25 protein-coding genes are annotated in these 25,237 nt (G+C 56.8%); 15 read left to right on the forward strand and 10 right to left on the reverse strand.

What is annotated here, in order from left to right:
* Nucleotides 1-75 precede the first annotated feature (75 nt).
* Both nirD and nirB read right to left on the reverse strand, forming a co-directional pair.
* A complete protein-coding gene (nirD, locus tag AAIR21_RS13665; RefSeq protein WP_020884585.1) occupies nucleotides 76-402 on the reverse strand; it encodes a nitrite reductase small subunit NirD in 327 nt (108 codons plus the stop codon).
* Nucleotides 399-2,942, reverse strand: coding sequence for a nitrite reductase large subunit NirB (gene nirB / locus AAIR21_RS13670; RefSeq protein WP_014171939.1), 2,544 nt, complete (start codon nucleotides 2,940-2,942; stop codon nucleotides 399-401). The genes nirD and nirB overlap by 4 nt, the downstream gene beginning before the upstream one ends.
* Before the next feature lie 240 nt (nucleotides 2,943-3,182).
* Here nirB and AAIR21_RS13675 point away from each other — a divergent pair, with 240 nt between their 5' ends.
* Nucleotides 3,183-4,499 (forward strand): cytosine deaminase, encoded by a 1,317-nt coding sequence (locus AAIR21_RS13675; protein WP_183516899.1) that lies wholly within the window; start codon nucleotides 3,183-3,185, stop codon nucleotides 4,497-4,499.
* A 4-nt stretch (nucleotides 4,500-4,503) separates the two neighbouring features.
* Here the strand turns inward: AAIR21_RS13675 and tsgA are convergent, their stop codons facing one another.
* Entirely contained in the window at nucleotides 4,504-5,688 is a 1,185-nt protein-coding gene (gene tsgA / locus AAIR21_RS13680) for an MFS transporter TsgA (RefSeq protein ID WP_020884588.1), read from the reverse strand.
* Nucleotides 5,689-5,966: 278 nt separating this feature from the next.
* Here tsgA and ppiA point away from each other — a divergent pair, with 278 nt between their 5' ends.
* The 5 genes from ppiA to argD all read left to right on the forward strand — a co-directional run bounded on the left by ppiA (nucleotide 5,967) and on the right by argD (nucleotide 9,307).
* On the forward strand, nucleotides 5,967-6,539 hold the full coding sequence (gene ppiA, locus AAIR21_RS13685) for a peptidylprolyl isomerase A (protein ID WP_014171936.1): 573 nt from the start codon (nucleotides 5,967-5,969) through the stop codon (nucleotides 6,537-6,539).
* A 107-nt stretch (nucleotides 6,540-6,646) separates the two neighbouring features.
* A complete protein-coding gene (locus AAIR21_RS13690; RefSeq protein ID WP_183516900.1) occupies nucleotides 6,647-6,814 on the forward strand; it encodes a YhfG family protein in 168 nt (55 codons plus the stop codon).
* Nucleotides 6,804-7,406, forward strand: a complete 603-nt coding sequence (locus AAIR21_RS13695; RefSeq protein WP_025202869.1) for a putative adenosine monophosphate-protein transferase Fic — start codon at nucleotides 6,804-6,806, stop codon at nucleotides 7,404-7,406. Before AAIR21_RS13690 ends, AAIR21_RS13695 begins: the two co-directional genes overlap by 11 nt.
* Nucleotides 7,407-7,436: 30 nt before the next feature.
* Nucleotides 7,437-8,000 (forward strand): aminodeoxychorismate synthase component 2, encoded by a 564-nt coding sequence (pabA, locus tag AAIR21_RS13700; protein WP_014171933.1) that lies wholly within the window; start codon nucleotides 7,437-7,439, stop codon nucleotides 7,998-8,000.
* A gap of 86 nt (nucleotides 8,001-8,086) precedes the next feature.
* Nucleotides 8,087-9,307: a bifunctional acetylornithine/succinyldiaminopimelate transaminase gene (argD, locus tag AAIR21_RS13705; protein ID WP_410380043.1), complete on the forward strand. Its 1,221-nt coding sequence runs from the start codon at nucleotides 8,087-8,089 to the stop codon at nucleotides 9,305-9,307.
* On the opposite strand, the gene AAIR21_RS13710 is transcribed toward argD, so the two are convergent.
* Entirely contained in the window at nucleotides 9,304-11,391 is a 2,088-nt protein-coding gene (locus tag AAIR21_RS13710; RefSeq protein ID WP_020884592.1) for a YccS/YhfK family putative transporter, read from the reverse strand. The genes argD and AAIR21_RS13710 overlap by 4 nt on opposite strands.
* Before the next feature lie 57 nt (nucleotides 11,392-11,448).
* A complete protein-coding gene (gene crp / locus AAIR21_RS13715) occupies nucleotides 11,449-12,081 on the reverse strand; it encodes a cAMP-activated global transcriptional regulator CRP (RefSeq protein ID WP_000242758.1) in 633 nt (210 codons plus the stop codon).
* A 311-nt stretch (nucleotides 12,082-12,392) separates the two neighbouring features.
* On the opposite strand from crp, the gene AAIR21_RS13720 reads away from it, so the two are divergent.
* Nucleotides 12,393-12,797 carry an OsmC family protein gene (locus AAIR21_RS13720; RefSeq protein WP_025202873.1) on the forward strand — a complete coding sequence of 135 codons (405 nt, stop codon included), beginning with the start codon at nucleotides 12,393-12,395 and terminating at the stop codon, nucleotides 12,795-12,797.
* 65 nt (nucleotides 12,798-12,862) lie between these two features.
* Here the strand turns inward: AAIR21_RS13720 and AAIR21_RS13725 are convergent, their stop codons facing one another.
* The 3 genes from AAIR21_RS13725 to AAIR21_RS13735 are packed head-to-tail and all read right to left on the reverse strand — an operon-like array spanning nucleotide 12,863 to nucleotide 15,000.
* On the reverse strand, nucleotides 12,863-13,732 hold the full coding sequence (locus AAIR21_RS13725) for a phosphoribulokinase (RefSeq protein WP_014171927.1): 870 nt from the start codon (nucleotides 13,730-13,732) through the stop codon (nucleotides 12,863-12,865).
* Nucleotides 13,733-13,762: 30 nt separating this feature from the next.
* On the reverse strand, nucleotides 13,763-13,981 hold the full coding sequence (locus tag AAIR21_RS13730) for a YheU family protein (protein ID WP_003861664.1): 219 nt from the start codon (nucleotides 13,979-13,981) through the stop codon (nucleotides 13,763-13,765).
* Nucleotides 13,978-15,000 (reverse strand): hydrolase, encoded by a 1,023-nt coding sequence (locus AAIR21_RS13735; RefSeq protein ID WP_014171925.1) that lies wholly within the window; start codon nucleotides 14,998-15,000, stop codon nucleotides 13,978-13,980. The genes AAIR21_RS13730 and AAIR21_RS13735 overlap by 4 nt, the downstream gene beginning before the upstream one ends.
* A 228-nt stretch (nucleotides 15,001-15,228) precedes the next feature.
* On the opposite strand from AAIR21_RS13735, the gene mdcA reads away from it, so the two are divergent.
* The 8 genes from mdcA (at nucleotide 15,229) to mdcH (ending at nucleotide 22,274) form a co-directional block, all read left to right on the forward strand.
* The gene (gene mdcA / locus AAIR21_RS13740) at nucleotides 15,229-16,884 is read left to right on the forward strand and encodes a malonate decarboxylase subunit alpha (RefSeq protein WP_014171924.1); all 1,656 of its coding nucleotides are present in this window, start codon (nucleotides 15,229-15,231) and stop codon (nucleotides 16,882-16,884) included.
* On the forward strand, nucleotides 16,884-17,741 hold the full coding sequence (locus AAIR21_RS13745) for a triphosphoribosyl-dephospho-CoA synthase (RefSeq protein WP_020884594.1): 858 nt from the start codon (nucleotides 16,884-16,886) through the stop codon (nucleotides 17,739-17,741). Before mdcA ends, AAIR21_RS13745 begins: the two co-directional genes overlap by 1 nt.
* Before the next feature lie 9 nt (nucleotides 17,742-17,750).
* Nucleotides 17,751-18,050, forward strand: coding sequence for a malonate decarboxylase acyl carrier protein (mdcC, locus tag AAIR21_RS13750; protein ID WP_020884595.1), 300 nt, complete (start codon nucleotides 17,751-17,753; stop codon nucleotides 18,048-18,050).
* On the forward strand, nucleotides 18,043-18,876 hold the full coding sequence (locus tag AAIR21_RS13755; protein ID WP_047954760.1) for a biotin-independent malonate decarboxylase subunit beta: 834 nt from the start codon (nucleotides 18,043-18,045) through the stop codon (nucleotides 18,874-18,876). Before mdcC ends, AAIR21_RS13755 begins: the two co-directional genes overlap by 8 nt.
* On the forward strand, nucleotides 18,876-19,676 hold the full coding sequence (gene mdcE / locus AAIR21_RS13760; protein WP_434681280.1) for a biotin-independent malonate decarboxylase subunit gamma: 801 nt from the start codon (nucleotides 18,876-18,878) through the stop codon (nucleotides 19,674-19,676). Before AAIR21_RS13755 ends, mdcE begins: the two co-directional genes overlap by 1 nt.
* 122 nt (nucleotides 19,677-19,798) lie before the next feature.
* On the forward strand, nucleotides 19,799-20,758 hold the full coding sequence (locus AAIR21_RS13765; protein ID WP_014171919.1) for an AEC family transporter: 960 nt from the start codon (nucleotides 19,799-19,801) through the stop codon (nucleotides 20,756-20,758).
* Nucleotides 20,759-20,760: 2 nt separating this feature from the next.
* Nucleotides 20,761-21,378: a malonate decarboxylase holo-ACP synthase gene (locus tag AAIR21_RS13770; protein WP_134180029.1), complete on the forward strand. Its 618-nt coding sequence runs from the start codon at nucleotides 20,761-20,763 to the stop codon at nucleotides 21,376-21,378.
* On the forward strand, nucleotides 21,378-22,274 hold the full coding sequence (mdcH, locus tag AAIR21_RS13775; RefSeq protein ID WP_134180027.1) for a malonate decarboxylase subunit epsilon: 897 nt from the start codon (nucleotides 21,378-21,380) through the stop codon (nucleotides 22,272-22,274). The genes AAIR21_RS13770 and mdcH overlap by 1 nt, the downstream gene beginning before the upstream one ends.
* Here mdcH and AAIR21_RS13780 read toward each other — a convergent pair.
* Nucleotides 22,263-23,213, reverse strand: a complete 951-nt coding sequence (locus tag AAIR21_RS13780; protein WP_014171916.1) for a LysR family transcriptional regulator — start codon at nucleotides 23,211-23,213, stop codon at nucleotides 22,263-22,265. The genes mdcH and AAIR21_RS13780 overlap by 12 nt on opposite strands.
* 15 nt (nucleotides 23,214-23,228) lie before the next feature.
* Entirely contained in the window at nucleotides 23,229-25,133 is a 1,905-nt protein-coding gene (locus AAIR21_RS13785; RefSeq protein WP_020884600.1) for an ABC transporter ATP-binding protein, read from the reverse strand.
* Between the last annotated feature and the right edge of the window lie 104 nt (nucleotides 25,134-25,237).

Below are 25,237 nucleotides of genomic sequence, written 5' to 3' on the forward strand. Positions count from 1 at the left end.
TCGTACAGAACATACGGTTTTTCCTGCCGTTACCCATAAGGGGTCATAAGCTTTTCATATTGAAAAGGCGAGAGATTAGCCTTTCAGCTGCACCTTACCGTCCTTCACGCGGACATCGTAGGGCTTCACGGAATAATGCTCATCTTCCATGCAATACCCGTCGCGTAAACGAAAACGCTGTTTCTTCAACGGGCTGGCGACCCAGAGTTCACCCTGATGCTCCGCGATTAATCCCCGGGACAGGACGCTGGCCTCAAAGAACGGGTCGATATTGCTGATGGCAAAAACCTGTTCATCATGGCGAGGGCGAAATATCGCGACCTGCTCGTTACCCAGCAGGGCACAGACCCCGGTGGCAGGCAGAATGTCGTTAATGTTGCAGATGTTTACCCACTGGCTCATGCGTTTTCCTCCACCAGAGTCACCGGAATACGTTCATAAGGTGTCGCCGGACGATGTTGCTCGCGTTCTGCCACAACCTGCACATTCGGGTCGCGCTGGGTGCTGTTGATAAAGTGTCTGAAGCGAGTCTGCGCCGCCGGGGTGTTGACGGTTTCAGTCCACTCGCAGATCACCGCCTCGCGCAGGCGCGCCATTTCCGCTTCCAGATGGTCGTTCAGGCCCAGTTTGTCGTCAATGATGACCGATTTCAGGTACTCGATACCGCCTTCCAGGTTATCGAGCCAGGACGCGGTACGGGTCAGCTTATCGGCGGTACGGATGTAGAACATCATAAAGCGGTCGAGATACTGAATCAGCGTATCGCGGTCGAGGTCTGCAGCCAGCAGGTCTGCATGGCGTGGTTTCATGCCGCCGTTACCACAGACGTACAGGTTCCAGCCTTTCTCGGTGGCGATGATACCCACATCTTTACCCTGCGCTTCCGCACATTCGCGGGTACAGCCGGAGACGCCAAACTTCATTTTGTGCGGTGTACGGATGCCTTTGTAGCGGTTCTCCAGCTCCACACCGAAGCCGACGCTGTCGCCTACGCCGTAACGGCACCAGGTGCTGCCCACACAGGTTTTCGCCATACGCAGCGCTTTCGCGTAGGCGTGGCCGGTTTCGAATCCCGCGTCAATCAGCTGACGCCAGATTTCAGGCAGGTCATCTTTCTGCGCACCAAACAGGCCGATACGCTGAGAGCCGGTGATTTTGGTATACAGGTTAAATTCACGCGCGATACGGCCAACGGCGACCAGCCCTTCCGGGGTGATTTCGCCACCGGCGGAGCGTGGGATGACGGAGTAAGTCCCGTCTTTCTGAATGTTCGCCAGGAAGTTATCGTTGGTATCCTGCAGCGGCGTATGCTCTGGTTTGAGAACGTACTCGTTCCAGCAGGAGGCCAGCAGGGAACCCACGGTAGGTTTACACACTTCACAGCCATAACCCTGGCCGTGTTTCGCCAGCAGTTCGTCGAAGGATTTGATGCCTTCCACGCGGATCAGGTGGTACAGCTCCTGGCGAGAGTAAGCGAAATGCTCGCACAGGTTATTGTTGACTTCGATACCCTGTTTCGCCAGTTCTGCGTTCAGAACCTGTGTGACCAGCGGGATACACCCACCGCAGCCGGTACCGGCTTTGGTTTCCGCCTTCAGGGCCGCGACGGTATGGCAGCCTTTATTGATGGCCGAAATCAGCATGCCTTTGGTCACATCGAAGCAGGAGCAAATCTGCGCGCTGTCGGGCAGTTTATCCACGCCGATGGACGGCTTACCGCTGGACGCATGCGCCGGAAGGATCAGCGCGTCCGGGTTTTCCGGCAGTTCGATGGCGTTCAAGACCAGCTGAAGCAGGTTACCGTAGTCGCTGGTATCGCCCACCAGCACCGCGCCGAGCAGGGTTTTGTTGTCCTGACTGACGATAAGACGTTTGTACACCTCTTTGCTTTCATCGAGGTAAACATAGCTGCGTGCGCCCGGCGTGCGGCCATGCGCATCGCCAATACCGCCTACGTCTACGCCCAGCAGTTTCAGCTTGGCGCTCAGGTCAGCCCCCTCGAAGGCGTTCTGGTTGCCGAGAATATGGTCAACGGCAACCTGCGCCATTTTGTAGCCAGGCGCGACCAGACCGTACACGCGGTTGTTCCAGCTGGCGCATTCGCCGATGGCGTAGATATCCGGGTCGGAGGTCTGGCAGGTATCGTTAATCATGATCCCGCCGCGCTGAGCGACGGCCAGACCACACTGGGTGGCCAGCTTGTCGCGCGGGCGAATACCGGTAGAGAAGACGATAAAGTCCACTTCCAGTTCGCTGCCATCGGCAAAGCGCATGGTTTTCCGCGCTTCGGTGCCTTCCTGCACAATCTCTTTGGTGTTTTTGCTGGTGTGAACCTTTACGCCCATGCTTTCGATTTTACGGCGCAACTGGTCACCACCCATGTGGTCAAGCTGCTCTGCCATCAGCATCGGGGCAAATTCGATGACGTGGGTTTCAACACCGAGGTTTTTCAGCGCACCGGCGGCTTCCAGACCCAGCAGCCCCCCCCCGACCACGGCGCCACGTTTACTGCGGCGGGCACATGATTCGATCGCATTGAGATCTTCGATGGTACGATAAACGAAGCAATCCTGCGTTTCCGAGCCTTTGATCGGCGGGATCCACGGGTACGAGCCAGTCGCCATGATCAGCTTGTCGTAAAAAACCGTACGTCCGGCGCTGGAGTGGATCACTTTTTCCTGACGGTTGATGGTGATAGCGCGTTCGCCCACCAGCACTTTCACGCCATGCTTCTCGTAGAAACCATCGCGCACCAGAGAGAGCTCTTCCGCGGTATGATGGGAGAAGTAGGAAGACAAGTGCACACGGTCGTACGCCTTGCGGGGTTCTTCACAGAACACGGTAATATCGAACTGGTTAGCATCGGCTTTATCGAGAAGATCCTCAATAAAGCGGTGGCCGACCATGCCGTTACCGATGATAGCGAGTCTGACTTTGCTCATTTTTGCCTCGATTTCTTTTCTATTACTGCCTACCTTAACGATTCAGCAGGGGCACTTATTGATGCAAATCAAATACGCCTTCGCCTACTCCTTAGGTGGTATATGACTGATTTGTCAGGATTTTTATAAGTTGTGGAAATCGCTGGCTTTTCGAGGTCGCCGATTTTGTGTACAAATTAAGGGGCGCGTTGTCAAAAATGCGTACTCCCAAATTTCAGCCGCGTTTTTCAGGGGAAAGGCATGTCTACAACACCGCTTGGGCTTATCCAGAATGTTCGCTTACCGGGTCGCGAAGGGCTGTGGCAAATCGCCATTGAGCAGGGCCGTTTTGGTGGCATAACGCCGATGGGCGATACCGAAGACGAAAACGTAAGAATCTTAAACGCGCGTGGCGGCCTTGCCATTCCCCCGTTTATAGAACCGCATATCCACCTTGATACCACCCAGACGGCAGGCGAGCCGAGCTGGAACCAGTCCGGTACGCTGTTCGAAGGCATTGAGCGCTGGGCGGAGCGTAAGGCACTGCTTAGCCATAAGGATGTACAAGCGCGCGCCTGGAAGACGCTGAAAGGGCAAATTGCCAACGGTATTCAGTTTGTGCGCACCCACGTGGACGTCTCTGACCCGACGCTCACCGCCCTGAAGGCCATGCTGGAGGTGAAGCAGGAAGTTGCGCCGTGGATCACGCTGCAAATCGTGGCGTTCCCACAGGAAGGCATCCTTTCTTACCCGGACGGCGCGGCGCTGCTTGAGGAGGCGTTGAAACTGGGCGCCGATGTGGTCGGAGCAATCCCGCACTTTGAATTCACCCGCGAGTATGGCGTGCAATCGCTGCACATTGCCTTTGAACTGGCGAAGAAATATGACCGTCCGCTGGATATCCACTGCGATGAAATTGACGATGAGCAGTCCCGGTTTCTGGAAACGGTGGCCACCCTGGCTTATGAATCAGGGATGGGCCCGCGGGTCACGGCCAGCCATACCACGGCGATGCACTCCTATAACGGGGCATACACCTCGCGGCTTTTCCGCCTGCTGAAGATGTCAGGCATCAACTTTGTCGCCAATCCACTGGTGAATATCCATTTACAGGGACGCTTTGACGATTATCCCAAACGACGCGGGATTACCCGAGTGAAGGAGCTGCTGGAGGCGGGGATCAACGTCTGTTTCGGGCATGATGATGTCTTCGACCCGTGGTACCCGCTTGGCACCGGCAATATGCTGCAGGTACTGCATATGGGGCTGCATGTGTGTCAGATGATGGGGTATTCGCAAATCGACAACGGTTTGAACCTGATAACCCACAACAGCGCCCGAACCTTCGGCCTGACGGATTACGGTATCGAAACGGGAAATCTGGCTAACCTGATCGTGCTGCCTGCGGAGAGCGGGTTTGAAGCGGTGCGCTGCCAGGTGCCGGCGCGCTGGTCAATTCGGGAGGGGCGAGTGATTGCCACGACGCAGCTTGCGCAGACGTGGATCAAAATGGACGACGTTGCGGAAGAGCACATCTTCACGAAAAACAGCCCCTTCGCTGAGCGCAAAGGGGCGTAGGGGATCAGTGGGACGCCGCTGCCGTATTATGCTGGCGGTGGCGGGTCACAAAGCCCAGAACCAGGCACATCACAAACACCACCGCGTACAAACCGTTAGCGGTATGCAGTGCGGCCAGCGGGCCGCTGTGGGCGACGATCGGGCCGGTGACCACGAAGGTCAGCATGGTGCCGATGGTGCCGCAGGTCAGCACGAAGTTCACCAGTTTCGGTGACGCCACTTTGGTCTGCAGAGAGCCCAGCGTAATGATAGAGGTGTAAATCGCGCTGGAGAAGAAGCCCAGGGTTAGGATGAACCACGGCATATGCTCCGGTGAACCGTTAATGAACAGGTACATCAGTACGGTTGCCATGCCTGCCAGCACGGTCAGAATGCGCTGCAGGTCGAAGAAGCGCAGGATGAAGCTAAACGCCCACATGCCGAACATGTAAGACATCCAGAAATCGCTCACCAGTTTACCCGCGTCGTTCAGGCTCATGCCCAGGCCTTTGGCGTATTCCGGTACCCAGGAGATAAAGCCCAGCTGACCGAGGATGTAGCACAGTGCGGCAACGGAGAGGAACAGTACGCCGATACCCCATTTCTCTTTCGCGACCGGCTCGTCCGTGGATTGTGCTTTTTTGCCCAGAACCGGGAATTCACAGCCGAAGGTCAGAATAAAGATTGCCACGTAGACCAGACCGATACAGGCATAAACCCAGTACCACTCAATGCTGCGTGCCAGCAGAACGGCCGCTACCATCGGGAAAATCATCCCCGCCATGCTGAAGAAGGAGTCGGTAAACAGCAGACGTGCGCCACGCTGACGACCTTCATACATATGGGTAATCAGGAACGTACCGATGGACATCGTGATACCGCTCACCAGACCCAGCACAAACATGGCGGCAGAGAACAGGGCGATGCTGTGGCTCACCATTAAACCCGCTACCGCGGCGACCATCAGCACGAAACCAAAACGCAGCTGCGTTTTCAGTGGAACAATTTCCATCAGCCAGGCATTCAGGAAAATGGAGATCAGGATCCCGGCGTTGAGGAAGGTAAAGGTGTTACTCATGCTGGAAACGGGCAGCTGGAAGTAGTCTGCGATATTACCCATCACCATCCCGGTGACGATCACCAACGCGCCGGTCAGGGCGTAGGAGAAGAAGCTGATCCATGTGAGCTTGATACGATTGCTGTTAGTCATGTCTGGCCTGTTCAGGAAAAGAAAAGCGCCCGAGGGGCGCTGAGAGCGGGCAGATTTTAGACATTAAAGTGATCCATTCATATCTTTTAAGAGAAATTCGATCGCTATTGCAGGTTTTTATGTGACTCAGATCACATTAATAGACGTCATAACCAATCGTTTGCGTGGTTACAACTGTTTCAATTTCGTAAAATTAGGTAAAAGGCTGGTCTCCGTTCATACTGCTCTTTAGAATCAAGCCATTCGCTTTTTATACTGCGCTTTGTTAAGGAATTCTCATGCTCAAATCAACGCTGGCGGCTGTCGCAGCTGTGTTTGCTCTTTCTGCCGTTTCCCCTGCTGCGCTGGCAGCCAAAGGAGACCCTCACGTTCTGCTGACCACCTCCGCCGGGAATATTGAGCTGGAACTGAATAGCCAGAAAGCTCCGGTTTCTGTGAAAAACTTCCTCGACTACGTGAATAACGGTTTCTATAACGGCACCACATTCCACCGTGTGATCCCGGGCTTTATGGTGCAGGGCGGTGGTTTTAACGAGCAAATGCAGCAAAAGCAGCCTAACGCACCGATTAAAAATGAAGCGGATAACGGCCTGCGCAACACCCGCGGTACCATCTCAATGGCGCGTACGGCAGATAAAGACAGCGCCACCAGCCAGTTCTTTATCAACGTGGCGGATAACGCCTTCCTCGACCACGGTCAGCGCGACTTCGGTTACGCGGTCTTCGGTAAAGTGGTGAAAGGGATGGATGTGGCTGACAAGATTTCTCAGGTGCAGTCCCATGACGTTGGCCCATACCAGAATGTGCCGACGAAACCGGTTGTGATCCTCTCTGCAAAAGTACTGCCGTAACCTTCTTTGACACGGGCGCTTCTCGCCCGTGTTTCGCTCCCCTCCCTGCGAAAGCGCGTTTTGCTGCTTATACTTGTGGCACACGGACATCTTCAGGGAGGCGTTAAGTGAAAAAACTCACCGATAAGCAAAAATCCCGTCTCTGGGAGCAGCAGCGAAACAGTAATTTCCAGGCCAGCCGCCACCTTGAGGGGGTTGATAGCCCGCTCGTTACGCTAAACGCCCAGGATGCGCAAAGCCGTCTTGAAGAACTCAGGAGGCACTATGAGCGATAAAATCGGTGACGATCGTGACCCGTATCTCTACCCGGGTCTGAATGTGATGCGTAACCGTCTGAATATTCGCCAGGCTGACCGTCTTGCAAAGGCATCCTATGAGATCACCGCGCTGCGGGTGGCGACGCTCGGCTTAGGCCCGTCGGCACCGGGGTTGCCGCATCTCTGTGCAATCCACCGCCACCTTTATCAGGATATTTTTGACTGGGCGGGCGATATCCGCGAAATCGATATTTATCAGGGCGACACCCGCTTCTGCCACTTCGCCTACATCGAGAAAGAGGGCAATGTCCTGATGCAGGATCTCGAGGAAGAGGGGTATCTCAACGGTCTGCAGAAAGAGGAGTTTGTGGCCCGCCTGAGTCACTACTACTGTGAGATCAACGTGCTCCATCCCTTCCGGATTGGCAACGGTATCGCTCAGCGGATCTTCTTCGAACAACTCGCCATCCATGCAGGCTATCAGCTGAGCTGGAAAGATATCGACCCGGGCAAATGGGCGGCGGCCAACCAGAGCGGCGCAATGGGCGATTTAACGGCCCTGAACGCCATCTTTGCCAAAGTAGTGAGCGAAGCGCGGGAAACTGAGTAGAATAGGGCGGCACGTTTTTCTGGAGCCGCCATGATTCTGCTGATTGATAACTACGATTCCTTCACCTGGAACCTTTACCAGTATTTTTGTGAACTGGGTGCAGAGGTGGTGGTCCGCCGCAACGACGACATCAGCCTGGCCGAAATCGACGCGCTTGCCCCGCAGAAAATCGTTATCTCGCCGGGGCCCTGCACGCCGTCGGAATCGGGCATTTCGCTGGATGTCATTCATCACTACGCCGGTAAGTTGCCCATTCTTGGCGTCTGCCTGGGCCACCAGGCCATTGGGCAGGTGTTTGGTGCCACCATTGTGCGCGCCGCCAAAGTGATGCATGGCAAAACCGCGCCGGTGACCCATACCGGCACGGGCGTGTTTACGGGGCTTAATAATCCGCTTACCGTGACGCGCTACCATTCGCTGGTCATTGACCCGTCAACGCTGCCGGAATGCTTTGAGGTTACCGCCTGGAGCGATACCCGGGAGATCATGGGGATCCGACATCGTGAATGGGACCTCGAAGGGGTGCAATTCCACCCGGAGAGTATCCTCAGCGAGCAGGGACACCAGCTGCTGGCAAATTTCCTCAATCGTTGAATAGTGGTTGCCTTGCTGTGATTTTTTATGCATATTTTGTGATTATATTTTCACAATCACTGTGACATAAAATGGATGGTCATGACATGGCAACTGAACAATCTGCAATTACCCGCGCGACATTCGATGAAGTCATTCTGCCGATTTATGCACCGGCTGAGTTTATCCCGGTAAAAGGGAAAGGCAGCCGAGTCTGGGATCAGCAGGGGAAAGAGTATGTTGATTTCGCCGGTGGGATTGCGGTGACGGCGCTGGGTCATTGCCATCCTGTGCTGGTGGAGGCGCTGAAAACCCAGGGGGAAACCCTGTGGCATACCAGCAACGTCTTTACCAACGAACCGGCGCTGCGTCTGGGCCGCAAGTTAATCAGCGCGACCTTCGCCGAACGCGTGCTGTTTATGAACTCCGGTACCGAAGCGAACGAAACCGCCTTCAAACTGGCGCGCTACTATGCCTCCACGCGCCACAGCCCGTACAAAACCAAAATCATTGCTTTCCACAACGCCTTCCACGGTCGCTCGCTGTTTACCGTTTCCGTCGGCGGACAGCCAAAGTATTCTGACGGTTTTGGACCAAAACCGGCCGATATTATCCATGTGCCGTTTAACGATTTGCATGCGGTAAAAGCGGTAATGGATGACCACACCTGTGCGGTGGTGGTGGAGCCGATCCAGGGAGAGGGCGGCGTAACGGCTGCCACGCCTGAGTTCCTGAAAGGGCTGCGCGACCTGTGCGATGAGCATCAGGCACTGCTGGTATTTGATGAAGTGCAGTGCGGGATGGGCCGTACCGGCTCCCTGTTTGCCTACATGCATTACGGCGTGACGCCGGATATTCTGACCAGCGCCAAAGCGCTCGGCGGCGGCTTCCCGGTCAGTGCGGTATTAACGACGCAGGAGATTGCCTCCGCGTTCCACGTGGGTTCCCACGGCTCCACATACGGCGGTAACCCGCTGGCGAGTGCCGTCGCGGGTGCCGCGTTCGACATTATCAACACCCCTGAGGTTCTGAGCGGCGTCAACGCGAAGCGTGAGCTTTTCGTGAAGCATTTGCAGCAGATTGATGACCAGTATGACGTCTTCAGCGAGATCCGCGGGATGGGGTTACTGATCGGCGCGGAGTTGAAGCCACAGTACAAAGGCCGCGCGCGCGATTTCCTGCACGCCGCCGCCCAGGAAGGGGTGATGGTGCTCAATGCCGGGCCGGACGTGATGCGCTTTACGCCGTCGCTGGTGGTCGAAAATCAGGACATTGAAGACGGGTTAAACCGTTTTGCCGCGGCGGTCGCGAAGATCGTAAACGCTTAAGACTCCGTTCGCGTTAAGCGACGGGTTAACCATATCCCGTGGTGAGGGCGCTGACGCCATGCTACCGACGAAATGGTGTGCATGGTGTTCAGATGCCCGAGAACGCGCTGCAGATGCTGCTCCAGGGTACTCATTGGCCCGTGGGTGAGCGTCTCTGGCGCCTCCAGAATGTTCGAATCCCCTGACTCGCCAGGCGCGTCATACTCGAGTCGCTGCTGACACCGCTGCAGGGCAATCTCACACGACTGCAGGTAGCGCTGCGCCAGATCGGGCGTCAGCATCGTATGTTCTCGCGCCAGCGTGGTCATGGCGTTGATGTGCTCAACGATAAACTGGCTGTGCGTCACCCAGAGCTTCATGTCCGCCAGATAGTGCGAGTTAAAGCCGGGCTCCTGCATGGCCTGATTCAGCGAGTTAAACAGGGCGTTATGCGCCTGGTTGACCTTCATCCGCTGATACGCCAGCGGGGAGGGCTGCGGGTCGTCACTCAGGATCAGGCGAATGGCCTGCTGGTCGGCCTCCAGCGCATCGTGGGCGTTCTGTCTGAGCAGCCCGCTTTGCCACTGAGGCCACAGCCAGACCATGCCGCCAAAGGCAATCAGGCAGCCAATCAGGGTATCGACCAGCCTGGCGATAATAAACTGCTCGCCGTTGAGCGTGAGCAACTGCAGGGTATACACCGCCGTTACCGTAAAGCCCACCATCGCCCAGCCGTAGTTTTTGCGAATGATCAGGTAGCTCACCATCGTGATCACCAGCATCCCTGCCAGCGTATAGCCTTCCGGCACGTGAAAGTGCAGCGTAACGCCCGCAATGATCAGCCCCGCCATCGTTCCGCCTGCCCGGTGCAGAATGCGCACCCGCGTCGCGCCATAGCCGTTCTGGGTGACAAACAGGATGGTCATTAAAATCCAGTACGGTTTGGGCAGATGCAGCGCCATGCCCATCAGGCTGGCAATGCTCAGCATCACGCTAATTCGCGCGGCGTTGCGCAGGGCAGATGATTTAAGGGAGAGGTAACTTCTGAGCGCCGGCAGCAGCGGCAGGCGTTTTTGTTTGTCGGCCATCAGGTCGCGCGGATAAAGCGGACGCTGGGTTCGTAACACGCGGGCGATACGGCTGAAGTGCCAGGCGGCAAACTGACCCACCGGGTTGTCTTCATGCTGACGGGCAATCTTCTCCAGCGCGCCGAGCTGTTTGTCCATGTTAAAGCGCGTGGGGTAGCGGTGATACAGAATATCGTCAGCCAGCACCCGAAGGCGCGCGGAGACGGTTTGCGCGTTCCAGCGGATCACCGCTTCGGCATGGCTGCGCTCGACCAGTTTTTGCACCTCCTGCGGCTGGTGCAGGCTCACGGAGATATGCTCCTGTAAGTCCAGTCCCACCTGGAAGACGCGCAGCAGCCGCTTATATTCGTGGTTCTTATTGGCGGCGAGCATATGCAGCTGCTGATAACACTGGCTTATCAGATCCACCACCTTTTGCTGACGCGTCAGCAGCGGCGGCAGTGATTTTTCTGGATCGGTATGCTGGGTGAGCAAGGTGTATTTGGCTTCACAGTAATCCGCCAGCTGCACGTAGAGCAGGCTCAGGGATTCCCGCAGCGGCTGTTCCCGCCACAGCCAGAACCAAAACCAGTTAAACAGCCCGTACCACAGCGTACCGAGGGCGTAGATCAGCAGCGGCTCCCACACCGGCATGTTGCCCGCAAGGCTCAGCGTGAAGATGGCGGCAATCAGCGACGCGGGAAGCAAACGCGCGTGCAGTGAGCTGATTTCAGCGGTTACGCCCAGGGTCATCGCCAGGACGGTGAGGATCAGCGGCAGCGGGATATCGCGGGCCAGCAAAAGCTGCACGGCGAGGCTACAGCCCGCAAACAGCGAGCCGCCCACGATCAGCCGTTTGAAAAAGCGCTTATGCGGTGTATCCAGACCGGCAATGTTGCAGCAGGCGGGAACGAGAGAGAAGAGCAGACCTTGCTGAAGATGGCCCAGAATCAGGCCCACGGCCACAGGAAGGCACAACACCAGCGTTTGTCGCAGTGCGTAGTTAACTTCCGGGTGATAAATCAGCCTGCGCCACATGGGGAATAGAGACAAAAACGGCGTGACACCTTGCGATGGCACGCCGTTTGAGCGGAATTAACGCGTTCCGTAAACCACGATGGTTTTACCGTGTGCGGAGATCAGGTTCTGATCTTCCAGCATTTTCAGAATACGGCCCACTGTTTCACGGGAGCAACCGACAATCTGACCGATTTCCTGACGGGTAATTTTAATTTGCATGCCATCAGGGTGAGTCATCGCATCGGGTTGTTTCGCCAGATTCAGCAGGGTCTGAGCGATACGGCCGGTCACGTCCAGGAAGGCGAGGTTACCCACTTTCTCAGATGTCACCTGCAGACGGCGCGCCATCTGCGAAGAAAGACGCATCAGGATGTCAGGGTTAACCTGAATCAACTGACGGAATTTCTTGTAGGAAATTTCAGCCACTTCACATGCTGTCTTTGCACGAACCCAGGCGCTACGTTCCTGGCCTTCTTCAAACAGGCCCAGTTCACCGATGAAATCGCCCTGGTTCAGATAAGAAAGGATCATCTCTTTCCCTTCTTCATCTTTGATCAGCACTGCCACCGAGCCTTTGACGATGTAATACAACGTTTCCGCTTTTTCACCCTGGTGAATCAGCGTGCTCTTCGATGGGTACTTATGAATGTGGCAATGAGACAAGAACCATTCGAGAGTCGGGTCTGTTTGCGGTTTGCCAAGCACCATGCGCTGTTATCCTCTGTTATAAGCTGTCACCAGAGTCATAAGATGCATCCGGACTCTGGGGTTGCAATCGAATTCTTACCCATACCCTGGGAAGTCGGCTATCGTAACGTTTCGCAGCCAGTAAAGTTTGATGTCCTCTGCATACATGTGTAACGTCAATGTATTACTGTAGCATCCTGAGTGTTTTAGCATAGCTTTCGCCGCGTGTCTCCTGGTGTCTCGCTTCAGCATGACGCAGGTCGCCTTCCATTGCGAGAAATGTAACGCACGCGTAATCTGTCACCAAAAATGCAACGTTGGAGTGAGTGAATATGCAAGCGCGTGTGAAATGGGTTGAAGGTTTAACGTTCCTGGGCGAGTCCGCTTCAGGACACCAGATTTTGATGGATGGTAACTCCGGCGATAAAGCACCAAGCCCAATGGAAATGGTGCTGATGGCAGCAGGTGGATGCAGCGCAATTGATGTGGTGTCGATCCTGCAAAAAGGCCGTCACGATGTGACCGACTGCGAAGTAAAACTCACCTCAGAACGCCGCGAAGAGGCACCACGCCTGTTCACCCACATTAACCTGCATTTCATCGTCAGCGGGAAAGAACTGAAAGACGCGGCGGTCTCACGCGCGGTCGATCTTTCAGCGGAGAAATACTGCTCGGTCGCCTTAATGCTCGAGAAAGCGGTAAAAATTACGCATTCGTATGAAGTGATCGACGCCTGATATTGGGGGCATCGTTCACCCCGATGCCCTCACCGAAACCCTCTCCCACGCGGAGAGGGAAATCATCAGGCGATTTTCTTCCCTTCTATCAACCGCTGCACCAGCGGCATCATAATTAATTCCATTGCCAGCCCCATTTTTCCGCCCGGAACCACTAACGTATTCATGTGCGAAATAAACGAGCCCTGCAGCATCGCCAGCAGCCAGGGGTAATCAATGCCGTCGAGATTGCGGAAGTGGATAACCACAAAGCTCTCATCCAGCGACGGGATACTTTTGGCGGCGAACGGGTTAGAGGTGTCCACTGTCGGTACGCGCTGGAAGTTGATATGCGTGCGGGAGAACTGCGGCGTCAGGTAAGTAATGTAGTCTTCCATGGAGCGCACGACGGAATCCATCACCGCCTCGCGTGAATGGCCGCGCTCGCTGATGTCACGCGTCAGCTTCTGGATCCACTCAAGGTTCACGATGGGCACCACGCCAACCAGCAGATCCACGTGACGCGCCACGTCATGCTGCGGCGTCACCACGCCACCGTGCAACCCTTCGTAAAACAGGACGTCGGTCGGTTCCGGCAGCGGTTGCCAGGGGGTAAAGGTGCCTGGCACCTGGTTCCAGGGAACGGCTTCATCGTAGGTGTGCAGATATTTGCGTGACTGCCCCTTGCCGCTCTGGCCGTACTCCTGAAAGGTTTGCTCCAGCAGGCCGAAGTCATTGGCCTCCGGGCCGAAGTAGCTGATGTGTTTACCCAGATCGCGCGCCTTGCGGATAGCCATATCCATCTCCGGGCGCGTGTAGCGGTGAAAGCTATCGCCTTCGACCTCCGCCGCACGGAGATTCAGTTGGGCGAAAATCTTACGAAAAGCGAGGCTGGTCGTGGTGGTTCCCGCACCACTCGAACCCGTAACGGCAATAACCGGATGTCTGGCAGACATAGCAACTCCCTGACTGGAAAGGTTTAAAGATCAGCCATGAAACGCGTTGCGGGGCATGATATTGACCGTCTCATGCAGTTCAGACCATACCAGCACCACGTCGCCGCTTTTGAGCTGGCGCTTCACATCGTTGACCTTTTGCTCAAGCGAACGTTCATGTTCACCATAATCGGTACCTTCGCGCAAGACAAAGCTTTCAATCAGATTATCGAGCGTTTCGGGGGAGAGATCCTGCCACGGAATAATCATTTTGCACCGTCCAGATAAGGGGTAAGCCAGTCAGGAATACGCGACTCCAGCCACATTTTCGGGCGGCGCAACGTTCCACCGATGAACCCCACGTGACCACCATGCTCTGTCAGCTGGTAGTGAACGTTGGCAGGCAAAAATTCCTGCGCGGGGATAGAGTGATGATCCATAAACGGGTCATCTTTGGCATGAATAATAAGCGTCGGTTGCGTGATCTTGCTGAGCAGCGGCATGGCGCTGCACTGACGATAGTAGTCAATCGCATCGGCAAAACCGTGAATTTTGGCGGTGATCAGATCGTCGAATTCGCGGATGCGACGGACCTTTTTCAACTGACGCAGGCTCACCGGCAGCGTATCCGGATAGGCCTTCAGCTTGCGCGCCGCGTTGGCTTTCAGCAGGTTGAGCAGGTAACGCTGATAGACCCGGGAAAAGCCTTTCTCCATATGGTAGCTGCACTGCTCCAGCATAAAGGGCGCGGAGACAATGACGGCCGCATCCAGCGGCACGGTGTCGCCCTCTTTTGCCAGCAGGCACGCCAGCATATTGCCGCCCAGCGAGTAGCCCACGGCCGCTGTCGGGACGGTACCAAAGTTTTCCCGTAACCAGTGTAAAAACCAGGTGCCGTCTTCGGTTTCACCCGAGTGATAGATGCGCTTCTGGCGATTCGGTTCGCCGCTACAGCCGCGAAAGTGCATCACCACGCCGAGCCAGCCCCGCGCTTTGGCTGCCTGGATGAGCCCGTGTGCATAGGGGCTGTGCAGACTGCCTTCCAGACCGTGAAAAACCACCAGACGCGGCTTGTGGCGCGCCTGTTCTGGCTCTTCGCTCCATGCCAGGTCCAGAAAGTCACCGTCCGGTAAGTCCAGCCGTTGCCAGTGCGGCGTGAACTGAACCTTACGGCGGATGAGTCGCGGCAGCATGGTCTGCAGATGGCAATTGGCCACGCCGCGCATGGGCACGAACTCGGTGCTGTCTTCGGCGATGATGTCGAAGTCTGATGGAATGATTTGGCTCATAACGGCGATGCTAATTCTTGTCAGTTATTTTCTGTTCTTTCCGAATTGTACCCCGTTTAGCCTGGTTTTCCGAAACATGAACTGATCTCGATCACAAATATTTACCTTGATTATTACTCTCAGGCTAATGATTCCGCCCTGCGCTTAATTGATGACTTCCTCGCCACAGCGCACACTTTACTCAACGTTAAGCAAATCAGAATGATGTGCTGAATCAGGAGGTTAATAATGTTATCTGGGCAAACACCCACCCGGCAATGGAACACACGACGCACCGAGAAAGCGCGTCGTCTGGCCTCCGTACCGGTGCAGGGCAAGGTACTGCCAACCGGCGATCTTGTCGCCATGCTGGAAAAACTGATCGCGCCTGGCGACAAAGTCGTTCTGGAAGGTAATAACCAGAAGCAGGCCGATTTCCTTTCACGCTCGCTGGCTGAAGTGAACCCGCAAATCGTGCATGACCTGCACATGATTATGCCAAGCGTGGGCCGTAGCGAGCATCTGGATATCTTTGAGAAAGGTATCGCCCGCAAGCTGGACTTCTCCTTCTCCGGTACCCAGAGCCTGCGCATCTCGCAGCTGCTGGAAGATGGTCAGCTCGAAATTGGCGCTATCCATACCTACATAGAGCTCTATTCACGTCTGTACGTGGATCTCTCGCCAAACGTGGCGCTGATTGCCGGCTTTAAAGCGGACCGAAAAGGTAATCTTTATACCGGTGCAAGCACCGAAGATACCCCCGCGCTGGTGGAAGCTGCCGCGTTCCATGACGGCATTGTCATCGCACAGGTGAATGAGCTGGTGGACGACGAATGCGACCTGCCGCGCGTTGATATTCCCGGCTCCTGGATTGACTTCGTGGTGGTGGCCGACAAACCGTTCTTTATCGAACCGCTGTTTACCCGCGACCCGCGTCTCATCAAACAGGAACATATCCTGATGGCGATGATGGCCATTAAGGGCATTTATGCGGAACATCAGGTGCAATCCCTGAACCACGGGATTGGTTTCAATACCGCGGCGATTGAACTGCTGCTGCCGACCTACGGTGAACAGCTCGGCCTGAAAGGCAAAATCTGTAAACACTGGACCCTTAACCCGCACCCAACCCTGATCCCGGCGATTGAAAGCGGCTGGGTGGAAAGCGTGCACTGCTTCGGCGGTGAGCTGGGGATGGAAGAGTACATTCGTGCACGTCCGGATATCTTCTTTACCGGTGCCGACGGCTCTATGCGTTCCAACCGCGCCTTCTGTCAGCTGGCAGGCCAGTACGCCGTTGATATGTTCATCGGCTCAACCCTGCAGGTTGACGGGTATGCCAACTCCTCAACCGTGACCCGTGGTCGTCTCTCTGGTTTCGGCGGTGCGCCAAACATGGGCCATGACCCGCATGGTCGTCGTCATGCAACCCCGGCCTGGCTGAACATGATCACCGAACCTGATCCGATGCAGCGCGGTAAAAAACTCGTCGTCCAGATGGTGGAAACCTTCCAGGCAGGCGTGAAACCGACCTTTGTGGAAAAACTCGATGCTGTTGACGTTGCGAAAGCGTCCGGGATGCCTCTGGCTCCGGTCATGATCTACGGCGACGACGTGACACATGTGCTGACGGAAGAGGGGATTGCTTACCTCTATCGCGCAGAAAGTCTTGAAGAGCGCCGGGCGATGGTTGCGGCCGTCGCGGGGATCACCGATATCGGTCTGGGCGTCGATGCCAAGCGCGTGGCGCAGTTGCGCCAGAGCGGCAAAGTGGTTTACCCGGAAGATATGGGGATTCGCCGCACCGATGCCACCCGTTCTCTGCTGGCAGCAGGCAGCGTGTCAGACCTGGTTGAATGGTCTGGCGGTCTTTACAACCCACCTGCGAAATTCCGGAGCTGGTAATGAAACTTCTGCCCCAGATTCAGGTTGAAGGCGGTGCCGAATGGCTGGCGCGAACCGCCACGCAGTGTCTGATTGACGAAGCACAGTTAAGCCCGAAACCCGGTCTGGTGGACAGTCGGGGGAACGGCGCGCACCACGATCTGTCGCTCGCGTTGATGGAGCGTTCCGCGCGCAGCCTGACCCCCACGTTTCAGGCGTTGGCGCAACACAGCTGGCAGCGTCCGGCGGATATTGCGCTCAGGCAAACCATAGGGCGACTCGGCCGTGAAGGTGAGCAGCAGATGATGGCGGCTACCGACGGTGTAAATACCCACCGCGGCGCGATTTGGGCGCTGGGGCTGCTGGTCAGTGCCGTGGCGATGCTCGGTGGCGATGCCAGCGCGCAGGCGGTAGCGAATACCGCGGCACAGCTGGCGAAACTGCCCGATGACGCGGCGCCGAAAGTGTTCAGCAAAGGGCTACGCGCCACGCGCCGCTACCGGGTTCCGGGCGCACGTGAAGAGGCTCAGCAGGCATTTCCACACGTGATGCAGCGTGCTCTGCCGCAGCTTCGTCTGAGCCGTCTTAACGGCAGCAGCGAAACGTACGCAAGGCTCGATGCGCTAATGGCCATCATGACGTCGCTTACCGACACCTGCGTGCTGTCGCGCGCCGGGATGGCGGGGCTGGAGGCCATGCAGAACGGTGCGCGTGCGGTGCTGAGCGCCGGAGGATGCGCGACATCCGCAGGCCAGATGGCGCTGGCGAGATTGGACCGTCACATGCTGGCACTCAATGCCTCACCGGGCGGAGCTGCCGACCTGCTTGCCGCCACGCTGTTTCTCGATCGCATCGAAACGCCTTATTCAAAGCATTAAGAGGATGTTATGGAAAAAATCACATTAACCATGCCAGCGAGCCGCGCGTTAAGCGGCAAAGCGCTCGCAGGGGTTGTTGGTTCCGGGGATATGGAGGTGCTGTTTGCCGCCGAACCGGGCCAGACGTTAACCATTGATATCACCACGTCCGTCGACAACAGCCGCGGTCGCTGGGAGGCGTTGTTCAACCGCCTGCACACCGTCAGCAGCCTGCCTGCAGGAAAACTGACGATCCACGACTTTGGCGCGACGCCGGGGGTGGCACGCATTCGTATCGAACAGGTTTTTGAAGGGGTGAGCCATGCGTGATGATCGGAGTTTTATTGAATTAAAAGCTCGCCAGCGTGCGCAGGCATTGCTGGACGACGGGAGCTATCGCGAACTGCTGGATCCTTTTGAAGGCATTATCTCCCCGTGGCTGGGGCCGCAGGGCATCGTTCCTCAGGCCGATGACGGCATGGTGGTCGCCAAAGGCACCCTCAACGGCCAGCCTGCGGTAGTGGTGGCGATCGAAGGTGCGTTCCAGGGCGGCAGCATGGGCGAAGTGTCCGGCGCCAAAATGGCGGCGGCGCTGGAGCTGGCAGCAGAAGATAACCGCAACGGGATCCCGACGCAGGCGGTACTGTGTCTCGAAACCGGCGGCGTGCGTCTGCAGGAAGCCAACCTGGGCCTGGCGGCCATTGCCGATATTCATGCGGCAATTGTTGACCTGCGCCGTTACACCCCGGTGGTCGGGATTGTGGCCGGGACCGTGGGCTGCTTCGGTGGGATGTCTATCGCTGCTGCACTGTGCAGTTACCTGATTGTCACCCGCGAAGCGCGTCTCGGTCTGAATGGTCCTCAGGTTATCGAGCAGGAAGCGGGGATTGACGAGTATGACTCCCGCGACCGTCCGTTTATCTGGAGCATGACCGGTGGCGAAGTCCGCTATGAAAGCGGCTTGGTGGATGCACTGGTTGGCGATGGCGTGAACGCGGTGAAAGCGGCGATGAACGACGCGATTGCCAAAGGCGTGCCTGCGAAACATCGCACCGATAACTATGACGATTACCTGAACCGTCTGACGAATTTCGACACCCGCAAACAGGCCGATGCCGAACAGATTAAAGCGCTCTTTGCCCGGGAGGTGAAATGATGATTAACTCAGTAAGCCGTGGCGAACTCTGGCTGCAAACGCTCGCGCCGAACGCCAGACGCCTGGAAGGGTTATGCCCGTCCGTACAGGCGGCCGATGGTGAACTTAACGGTGAAACGGTACGTTTTGTTGCCGTGGTACCGGATGCCAACAACCATTTCCCGCGCGCGGCGAAAGGGGAAGTCGGTCTGCTGGAAGGCTGGACGCTGGCAAAAGTGGTGAGCGAAACCGTTGCCGCCGATGCCAACAGCGCCGTGAAGCGCCCGATCGTGGCGGTGATTGATGTGCCAAGCCAGGCCTATGGCCGTCGTGAAGAGGCATTTGGTATTCACCAGGCGTTGGCCGGCGCGGCGGCGGCCTATGCTAACGCGCGTCTGGCCGGCCATCCGGTGATTGGACTTATCGTTGGTAAAGCGATGTCCGGCGCGTTTCTGGCGCACGGGTACCAGGCAAACCGCCTGATTGCCTTTAACGATAAAGGCGTGCTGATCCATGCCATGGGTAAAGAGTCTGCGGCGCGTATTACGCTACGTACCGTGGACGCGCTGGAAAAACTGGCGGCAACGATCCCGCCAATGGCCTATGACATCAGCAACTACGCCACACTGGGGCTGCTTTCCAACCTGCTGGACATCAGCAACCCGGATGCCCCTTCTGAAAACGATCTGACGCAGGTAAAAACCACGCTGCAACAGGCCATCCATGACGCTCGTCAGGACAACACCCTGAAAAACCGTCTCGGTGCTGACAATCGCCGCAGCTCTGCCCTCGTACGCGAACGCATGCGGGCAAGCTGGTAAGTAAAAAGAGACCTGCCAGATGCACTCCCCGCGGACGTAACCGTTACGTCCGCGCGGGAACCTGCATCCTGAAAATAATAATCATCGCGCCAGTGCTTAAACTTTTTTACTACAGGTGAATTATGACTTACGTAATTGTTCATGCTCTTGCACCGATTTTCGTCATCATGCTGCTGGGATTCTGGGCCGGTAAGGCAAAAATGGTCGATAACAAAAATGTCTCCCTGCTTAATATCTTCGTTATGGATTTTGCTTTGCCTGCCGCGCTGTTCAGCGCCACGGTGCAAACCCCGTGGACCGGCATCGTAGCCCAGTCACCGCTGATTCTGGTGCTGACCCTGGCGATGTGGATAACCTACGCGGCCATTTACTTCCTCGCGACCAGCGTCTTTAAAAAATCCCCACAGGATGCCGCCGTGCTTACGCTGACGGTTGCGCTGCCAAACTATGCCGCGCTTGGCTTGCCGATTCTGGGCAGCGTGCTGGGTGAAAGCTCTTCAACCTCACTGTCCGTGGCGGTCTCTATCGCCTGTGGTTCGGTACTGATGACGCCGTTCTGCCTGCTGATTCTGGAACGTGAAAAAGCGCGTGCCGAAGGCAATAACTCCGGTTCAACGCTCTCGATGCTGCCGGTGCTGATGTGGCGCTCGATTAAAAAACCGATTGTGATGGGTCCCCTGCTGGGTGTGATTTTGTCTGCTATCGGCATCAAAATGCCTGAACTTGTTCTGGCCGCCATTAAGCCACTGGGCCTTTCTGCAACGGCTGCCGCGCTGTTCCTGACCGGGGTGATCCTCTCTGCGCGTAAGCTGCAGATCAACACCATGGTGATTACCTCAACCGTTGCCAAGCTGCTGATCCAGCCTGCGATTGCCTGGGGTATCGTTCTGATCTTCGGTCTGCACGGCTCCGTGGCGATCACCGCTATCCTGATGATTGCGCTCTCCGCCGGTTTCTTCGGCGTGGTGTTCGGTAACCGCTTTGGCGTGCAGTCTCCGGATGCGGAAGCGGTGCTGCTGTTAAGCTCGGTACTGTGTATCCTGTCGCTGCCACTGTTTATCTCGCTGACTTCAGGAATGTAATCATGACCACAACATTACGCCCTCACGACCTCATCTGGCTTAACGCGTGTGACGCGCTGGAAGGCATCACTGACGACTGGGTGGATGCGGTATGGCATACCGGTTTGCCGGTGGTCGTGCGGCGTGATGTTGATAACGCTGGCCGTATTCCCGTTGGCGTACGCGGTTTACGCCGCGACCAGCGGGCGGCCGGTTGGGTGAAGCCAGACAACGTCGTGCGGGTGATCTCACCCGAGGCGTTGAGCGTGACCGCCGATCTTCTGCGTTCACCGTTTGTGACTCAGCCACCGGTTCAGGTGGCATTGCAACTTTCTCAGCAGTCATGGCCGTGGACGTGGGGAATTACGGGCAGCACGGGCTACGCCCTGGCGACCGGTATCCCGGTCATTCATGCCGACAGCGATCTCGATCTGCTGGTGCGAGCCCCTCAGCCTCTGTCGGCTGACGCTTTTCGTGTCTGGGCGTCACAGCTCAGCCGCGCGTTATGTCGGGCAGACACCCAGGTCGACACCCCTGAAGGCGGCTTTGCGCTGACGGAGTGGCTGCGCGACGGCAAAACGTTGCTGAAGACCCGCCGTGGGCCACGTCTGGTGGCGGACCCGTGGCACAGGGAGGAGTGATGAAAATACTGTTTACCTTTCCAGGGCAGGGCACCCAGCATGTCGGTATGCTGCAAAACCTGCCTGGCACGACGCTGGAGCAGGCCCGCGAGGTATTGGGTGGCGAAGTCGATACGCTGGATACCGCGGCAGCGTTAACCCACACGCGAGCCGTTCAGCTTTCGTTGTTAATTGCCGGTGTTGCCTGGGCGCGTGAGCTTGAACAACGCGACGTGGCACCGGATATCGTCAGCGGTCTGTCTATTGGCGCGTATCCGGCCGCGGTCATTGCCGGTGCGCTGGAATTTTCCGACGCGCTGAAGCTGGTCGCGCTGCGTGGCGATCTCATGGAGCAAGCCTATCCGCACGGTTATGGCCTGACCGCGATAATGGGGCTGACCCTGCCTCAGGTTGAAGCGTTGCTGGAAGGCACCGGGACGTATATCGCCAATCTGAACGCGGAAACGCAGATTGTGATCGCCGGCACCGATGAGGGGATGGCGCAGGTGGCGAAACGCGCGCTGGCAAAAGGGGCTAATAAGGCGCATCGGCTGACCGTCAGCGTGCCTTCCCATTGCGAGCTGTTGGCGGAGCCGGCGCACAAGCTGGTGGAGGCATTCACATCCGTCACGCTCACACGCCCGCGCTGTGCTTACCTGAGCGGCAGCACAGGACGCGTGCTCTGGACGCCTGAGAAAATCGCGGACGATCTGGCGATGAATATGGCGCGCACGGTGCGCTGGCAGGAAGCGGTGATTTCTGCCAACGAGCGTGAAGCTCGGCTGGCGATTGAAATGCCACCTGGCGGAGTACTGACCTGCCTGACGCGTCAGGCGGCCTGGGAAGGGGAGTCGGTTTCGCTGGAGCGCAGTGGTGTAGACGTGGCGGTACACCTCGCTAAGCGGCTACAGCGGTAGGGTCTGCGCAGGGTCGGTGGCGATACTGCGGGCATACATTCGCCCTTCGGCTGCCAGTGCCCGCAGGCTGGGGTCTTGCTCGCGGTTGCGGGCAAACACAATGGCAATCAACTGCTGCATTTGATACGGCTGGGCCAGCTTCAGTAGCTGTACTGAGTTCTCATACACTTTCTTCATTCTGCCTGGCATGAGCGTAAAGCCCACGCCCGCCTGCACCAGACTCAGCATCGAGAAAATGTCATTTACGCGGGTGACGATTTCCGGTTCGAAACCGGCAATATGAAACGCCTCCTGAAACCCGGCGTAGGTGGCAAACCCTTCCGACAGCGCGACAAACTTCTGGTCTTTGTAATCACGTAAGTCGGCAGGCCCGCTGGTGTTCAGCGTGGCAGAGGCCGGTGCGGCAAGAAAAATGTCGTCATGGAACAGGGGGAGCACTTCCAGACTGTTGCGGTCGATATCGCTTTCGGAAATAGAGATGAGGATGGCGTCGAGCAAACCGTCGTCCAGCATACGCAACAGGGTCTCGTTAGAGCCCATCGTCAGGTCCATCTCCAGGTCCGGACGGCGCAGTTTCATCCCCATAATCAGGCGTGGCACGGTTTCCAGCGTCAGCGAGTAGAGCGTGCCGACGCGCAGTCGTCCCTGGCCAACGCCGGCCGTTTTGCGCGCTTCTTCCAGCCCGCGCGCCATTACCTGCATCACTTCCTGACAATATTCCAGCAGCGTCCAGGCCGAAGGCAGCGCAATGAGATTGCGACCTTTATGCGTAAAGAGCGGGCAGCGCACATTTTCTTCGAGAGTATGCAGCGCGCGGTGCACGCTAACGCCGCTCAGGCCAAGCGCTTCGGCGGTACGGGCGATATTGCCCTTCTCCATAAAGGTCATGAAGATGCTGAGTTTACGAAATGTAATGTCGCTCGTGATATCGAAACTCATAACCCTCCCGGGGATTTAGTCGGCCTGCAGCATGGCTTCCAGCTGTTCCTGGGCGTCCAGCCACGCCATCTCGCATGCTTCGAGGCTGGATTTCGTCTTCGCCTGTGTCTGCAGGCAGTCGGTCAGTTCCGCCTTACGGCTCTGGTCATACAGACCGCTGTCGCCCAGCTTCTCTTCAACGGTAGCCAGCAGAGCGTTAAGTTTCTCCATCTCCTTTTCGAGACGGGCAATCTCTTTACGCAGCGGCTGGGTTTGAGTACGCAGTTCCGCTTCACGGCGCTTCTGGTCTTTACGCGCCTGGGCGCTGTTGGCGTTATCTTTCGACGAGTCGTCCGGCTGGTTTTCCTGCTTCTGCACGTCCGTTAGCCACTGCTGATAGTCTTCCAGATCGCCATCGAACGGCTCGACTTTGCCATCGTGCACTAAATAGAGATCGTCCGTTGTGGAGCGGATCAGGTGACGATCGTGCGAGACGACAACCAGCGCGCCTTCAAACTCAATTAACGCTTCGGTCAGCGCCTGACGCATGTCGAGATCGAGGTGGTTTGTAGGTTCATCGAGCAGCAGCAGGTTCGGGCGTTGCCAGACGATGAGCGCCAGCACCAGACGCGCTTTTTCGCCGCCGGAGAAACGTTCGGTGTTTTCGGTGACTTTATCGCCCTGGAAGCCAAAGCCGCCAAGGTAATCGCGCAGCTTCTGCTCCATCTCCTGCGGCGCCAGTCGCGCGAGGTGTTGGATGGGCGATTCATCCGCGCGTAAGAATTCCAGCTGATGCTGGGCGAAGTAGCCAAGCTTAATGCCTTTTGCCAGGCCGATCTCGCCGCTGACCGGGTTAAGCTCGCCCGCCAGCAGTTTTATCAGCGTCGATTTACCGGCGCCGTTACGCCCCAGCAGACCAATACGTGAACCCGGCACCAGGTTGAGCTTGATGGAGTCGAGAATAATGCGATCGCCGTAGCCAGCGCTCACCTTTTCCATCTTCAGCAGTGGGTTCGGCAGGCTCTCGGGCTCGCGAAAACTGAAGTGGAACGGGTTATCGACGTGCGCCGGGGCGATCATCTCCATGCGTTCCAGCATCTTGATGCGGCTCTGGGCCTGCTTGGCTTTAGACGCTTTTGCCTTGAAGCGGTCAACAAAGCTTTGCAGATGCGCCACGCGCTGCTGCTGGCTTTCGTACATCGCCTGCTGTTGAGCAAGGCGCGTCGCGCGCTGGCGCTCGAATGAGCTGTAGTTGCCGGTGTATTCAAACAGGCTTTGCTGTTCGATATGAATGATTTTATCCACCACCGGGTCGAGGAAGTCGCGGTCGTGGGAGATCAGAATCAGAGTGCCCTGATAGCTCTTGAGCCACTTCTCCAGCCAAATAACCGCATCGAGATCGAGGTGGTTAGTGGGTTCATCAAGCAGCAGCAGGTCGGAACGGCAAATCAGTGCCTGCGCCAGGTTAAGGCGCATACGCCAGCCGCCGGAGAAGTCGCTGACGGGGCGTTCAAGCTGTTCGTTGCTGAAACCCAGACCGTGCAGCAGGCTGGAGGCGCGGGAGCGAATGGTCCATGCGTCGATGGCGTCCAGCTTACCGTGGACGGTGGCGATAGCATGACCGTCATTTCGCTCGTTGGCGGCGTTCAGTTCAGCTTCCAGCTTACGGTATTCACGATCGCCGTCGATAACATAGTCGAGAGCGGGTTCGCTCAGGGCAGGCGTCTCCTGATTTACCCAGGCAAGCTGCCAGTTACCCGGATAGGTAAAGTTACCGCCGTCAGCGCTAATCTCGTTTTTCAGCAGCGCAAGCAGGGTCGATTTTCCGCAGCCGTTTTTGCCGACCAGACCCACTTTTTGACCGGGATTGATGGTGGCGGAGGCGTTATCCAGCAGGACGCGCACGCCGCGGCGAATTTGTAACGAGGAGAAAACAATCATAGAAGCGCCGTATGTTCCGACTATGTTAATTTGTCATTATGATAATGTAAGGTGTGGGCCATTTTCCGCACCGGGCCGCCATGGTAGCCCAAAACAACGACGAT

This window comes from Enterobacter sp. PTB (genome assembly GCF_051130085.1).
In the GTDB taxonomy this organism is placed as follows: Bacteria; Pseudomonadota; Gammaproteobacteria; order Enterobacterales; family Enterobacteriaceae; genus Enterobacter; species Enterobacter ludwigii.

Excerpts from the sequence above, each read along its gene's own strand:
- nirD (WP_020884585.1), bottom strand. The coding sequence starts at position 402 with ATGAGCCAGTGGGTAAACATCTGCAACATTAACGACATTCTGCCTGCC.
- nirB (WP_014171939.1), bottom strand. The coding sequence starts at position 2,942 with ATGAGCAAAGTCAGACTCGCTATCATCGGTAACGGCATGGTCGGCCAC.
- AAIR21_RS13675 (WP_183516899.1), top strand. The coding sequence starts at position 3,183 with ATGTCTACAACACCGCTTGGGCTTATCCAGAATGTTCGCTTACCGGGT.
- tsgA (WP_020884588.1), bottom strand. The coding sequence starts at position 5,688 with ATGACTAACAGCAATCGTATCAAGCTCACATGGATCAGCTTCTTCTCC.
- ppiA (WP_014171936.1), top strand. The coding sequence starts at position 5,967 with ATGCTCAAATCAACGCTGGCGGCTGTCGCAGCTGTGTTTGCTCTTTCT.
- AAIR21_RS13695 (WP_025202869.1), top strand. The coding sequence starts at position 6,804 with ATGAGCGATAAAATCGGTGACGATCGTGACCCGTATCTCTACCCGGGT.
- pabA (WP_014171933.1), top strand. The coding sequence starts at position 7,437 with ATGATTCTGCTGATTGATAACTACGATTCCTTCACCTGGAACCTTTAC.
- argD (WP_410380043.1), top strand. The coding sequence starts at position 8,087 with ATGGCAACTGAACAATCTGCAATTACCCGCGCGACATTCGATGAAGTC.
- AAIR21_RS13710 (WP_020884592.1), bottom strand. The coding sequence starts at position 11,391 with ATGTGGCGCAGGCTGATTTATCACCCGGAAGTTAACTACGCACTGCGA.
- crp (WP_000242758.1), bottom strand. The coding sequence starts at position 12,081 with ATGGTGCTTGGCAAACCGCAAACAGACCCGACTCTCGAATGGTTCTTG.
- AAIR21_RS13720 (WP_025202873.1), top strand. The coding sequence starts at position 12,393 with ATGCAAGCGCGTGTGAAATGGGTTGAAGGTTTAACGTTCCTGGGCGAG.
- AAIR21_RS13725 (WP_014171927.1), bottom strand. The coding sequence starts at position 13,732 with ATGTCTGCCAGACATCCGGTTATTGCCGTTACGGGTTCGAGTGGTGCG.
- AAIR21_RS13730 (WP_003861664.1), bottom strand. The coding sequence starts at position 13,981 with ATGATTATTCCGTGGCAGGATCTCTCCCCCGAAACGCTCGATAATCTG.
- AAIR21_RS13735 (WP_014171925.1), bottom strand. The coding sequence starts at position 15,000 with ATGAGCCAAATCATTCCATCAGACTTCGACATCATCGCCGAAGACAGC.
- mdcA (WP_014171924.1), top strand. The coding sequence starts at position 15,229 with ATGTTATCTGGGCAAACACCCACCCGGCAATGGAACACACGACGCACC.
- AAIR21_RS13745 (WP_020884594.1), top strand. The coding sequence starts at position 16,884 with ATGAAACTTCTGCCCCAGATTCAGGTTGAAGGCGGTGCCGAATGGCTG.
- mdcC (WP_020884595.1), top strand. The coding sequence starts at position 17,751 with ATGGAAAAAATCACATTAACCATGCCAGCGAGCCGCGCGTTAAGCGGC.
- AAIR21_RS13755 (WP_047954760.1), top strand. The coding sequence starts at position 18,043 with ATGCGTGATGATCGGAGTTTTATTGAATTAAAAGCTCGCCAGCGTGCG.
- mdcE (WP_434681280.1), top strand. The coding sequence starts at position 18,876 with ATGATTAACTCAGTAAGCCGTGGCGAACTCTGGCTGCAAACGCTCGCG.
- AAIR21_RS13765 (WP_014171919.1), top strand. The coding sequence starts at position 19,799 with ATGACTTACGTAATTGTTCATGCTCTTGCACCGATTTTCGTCATCATG.
- AAIR21_RS13770 (WP_134180029.1), top strand. The coding sequence starts at position 20,761 with ATGACCACAACATTACGCCCTCACGACCTCATCTGGCTTAACGCGTGT.
- mdcH (WP_134180027.1), top strand. The coding sequence starts at position 21,378 with ATGAAAATACTGTTTACCTTTCCAGGGCAGGGCACCCAGCATGTCGGT.
- AAIR21_RS13780 (WP_014171916.1), bottom strand. The coding sequence starts at position 23,213 with ATGAGTTTCGATATCACGAGCGACATTACATTTCGTAAACTCAGCATC.
- AAIR21_RS13785 (WP_020884600.1), bottom strand. The coding sequence starts at position 25,133 with ATGATTGTTTTCTCCTCGTTACAAATTCGCCGCGGCGTGCGCGTCCTG.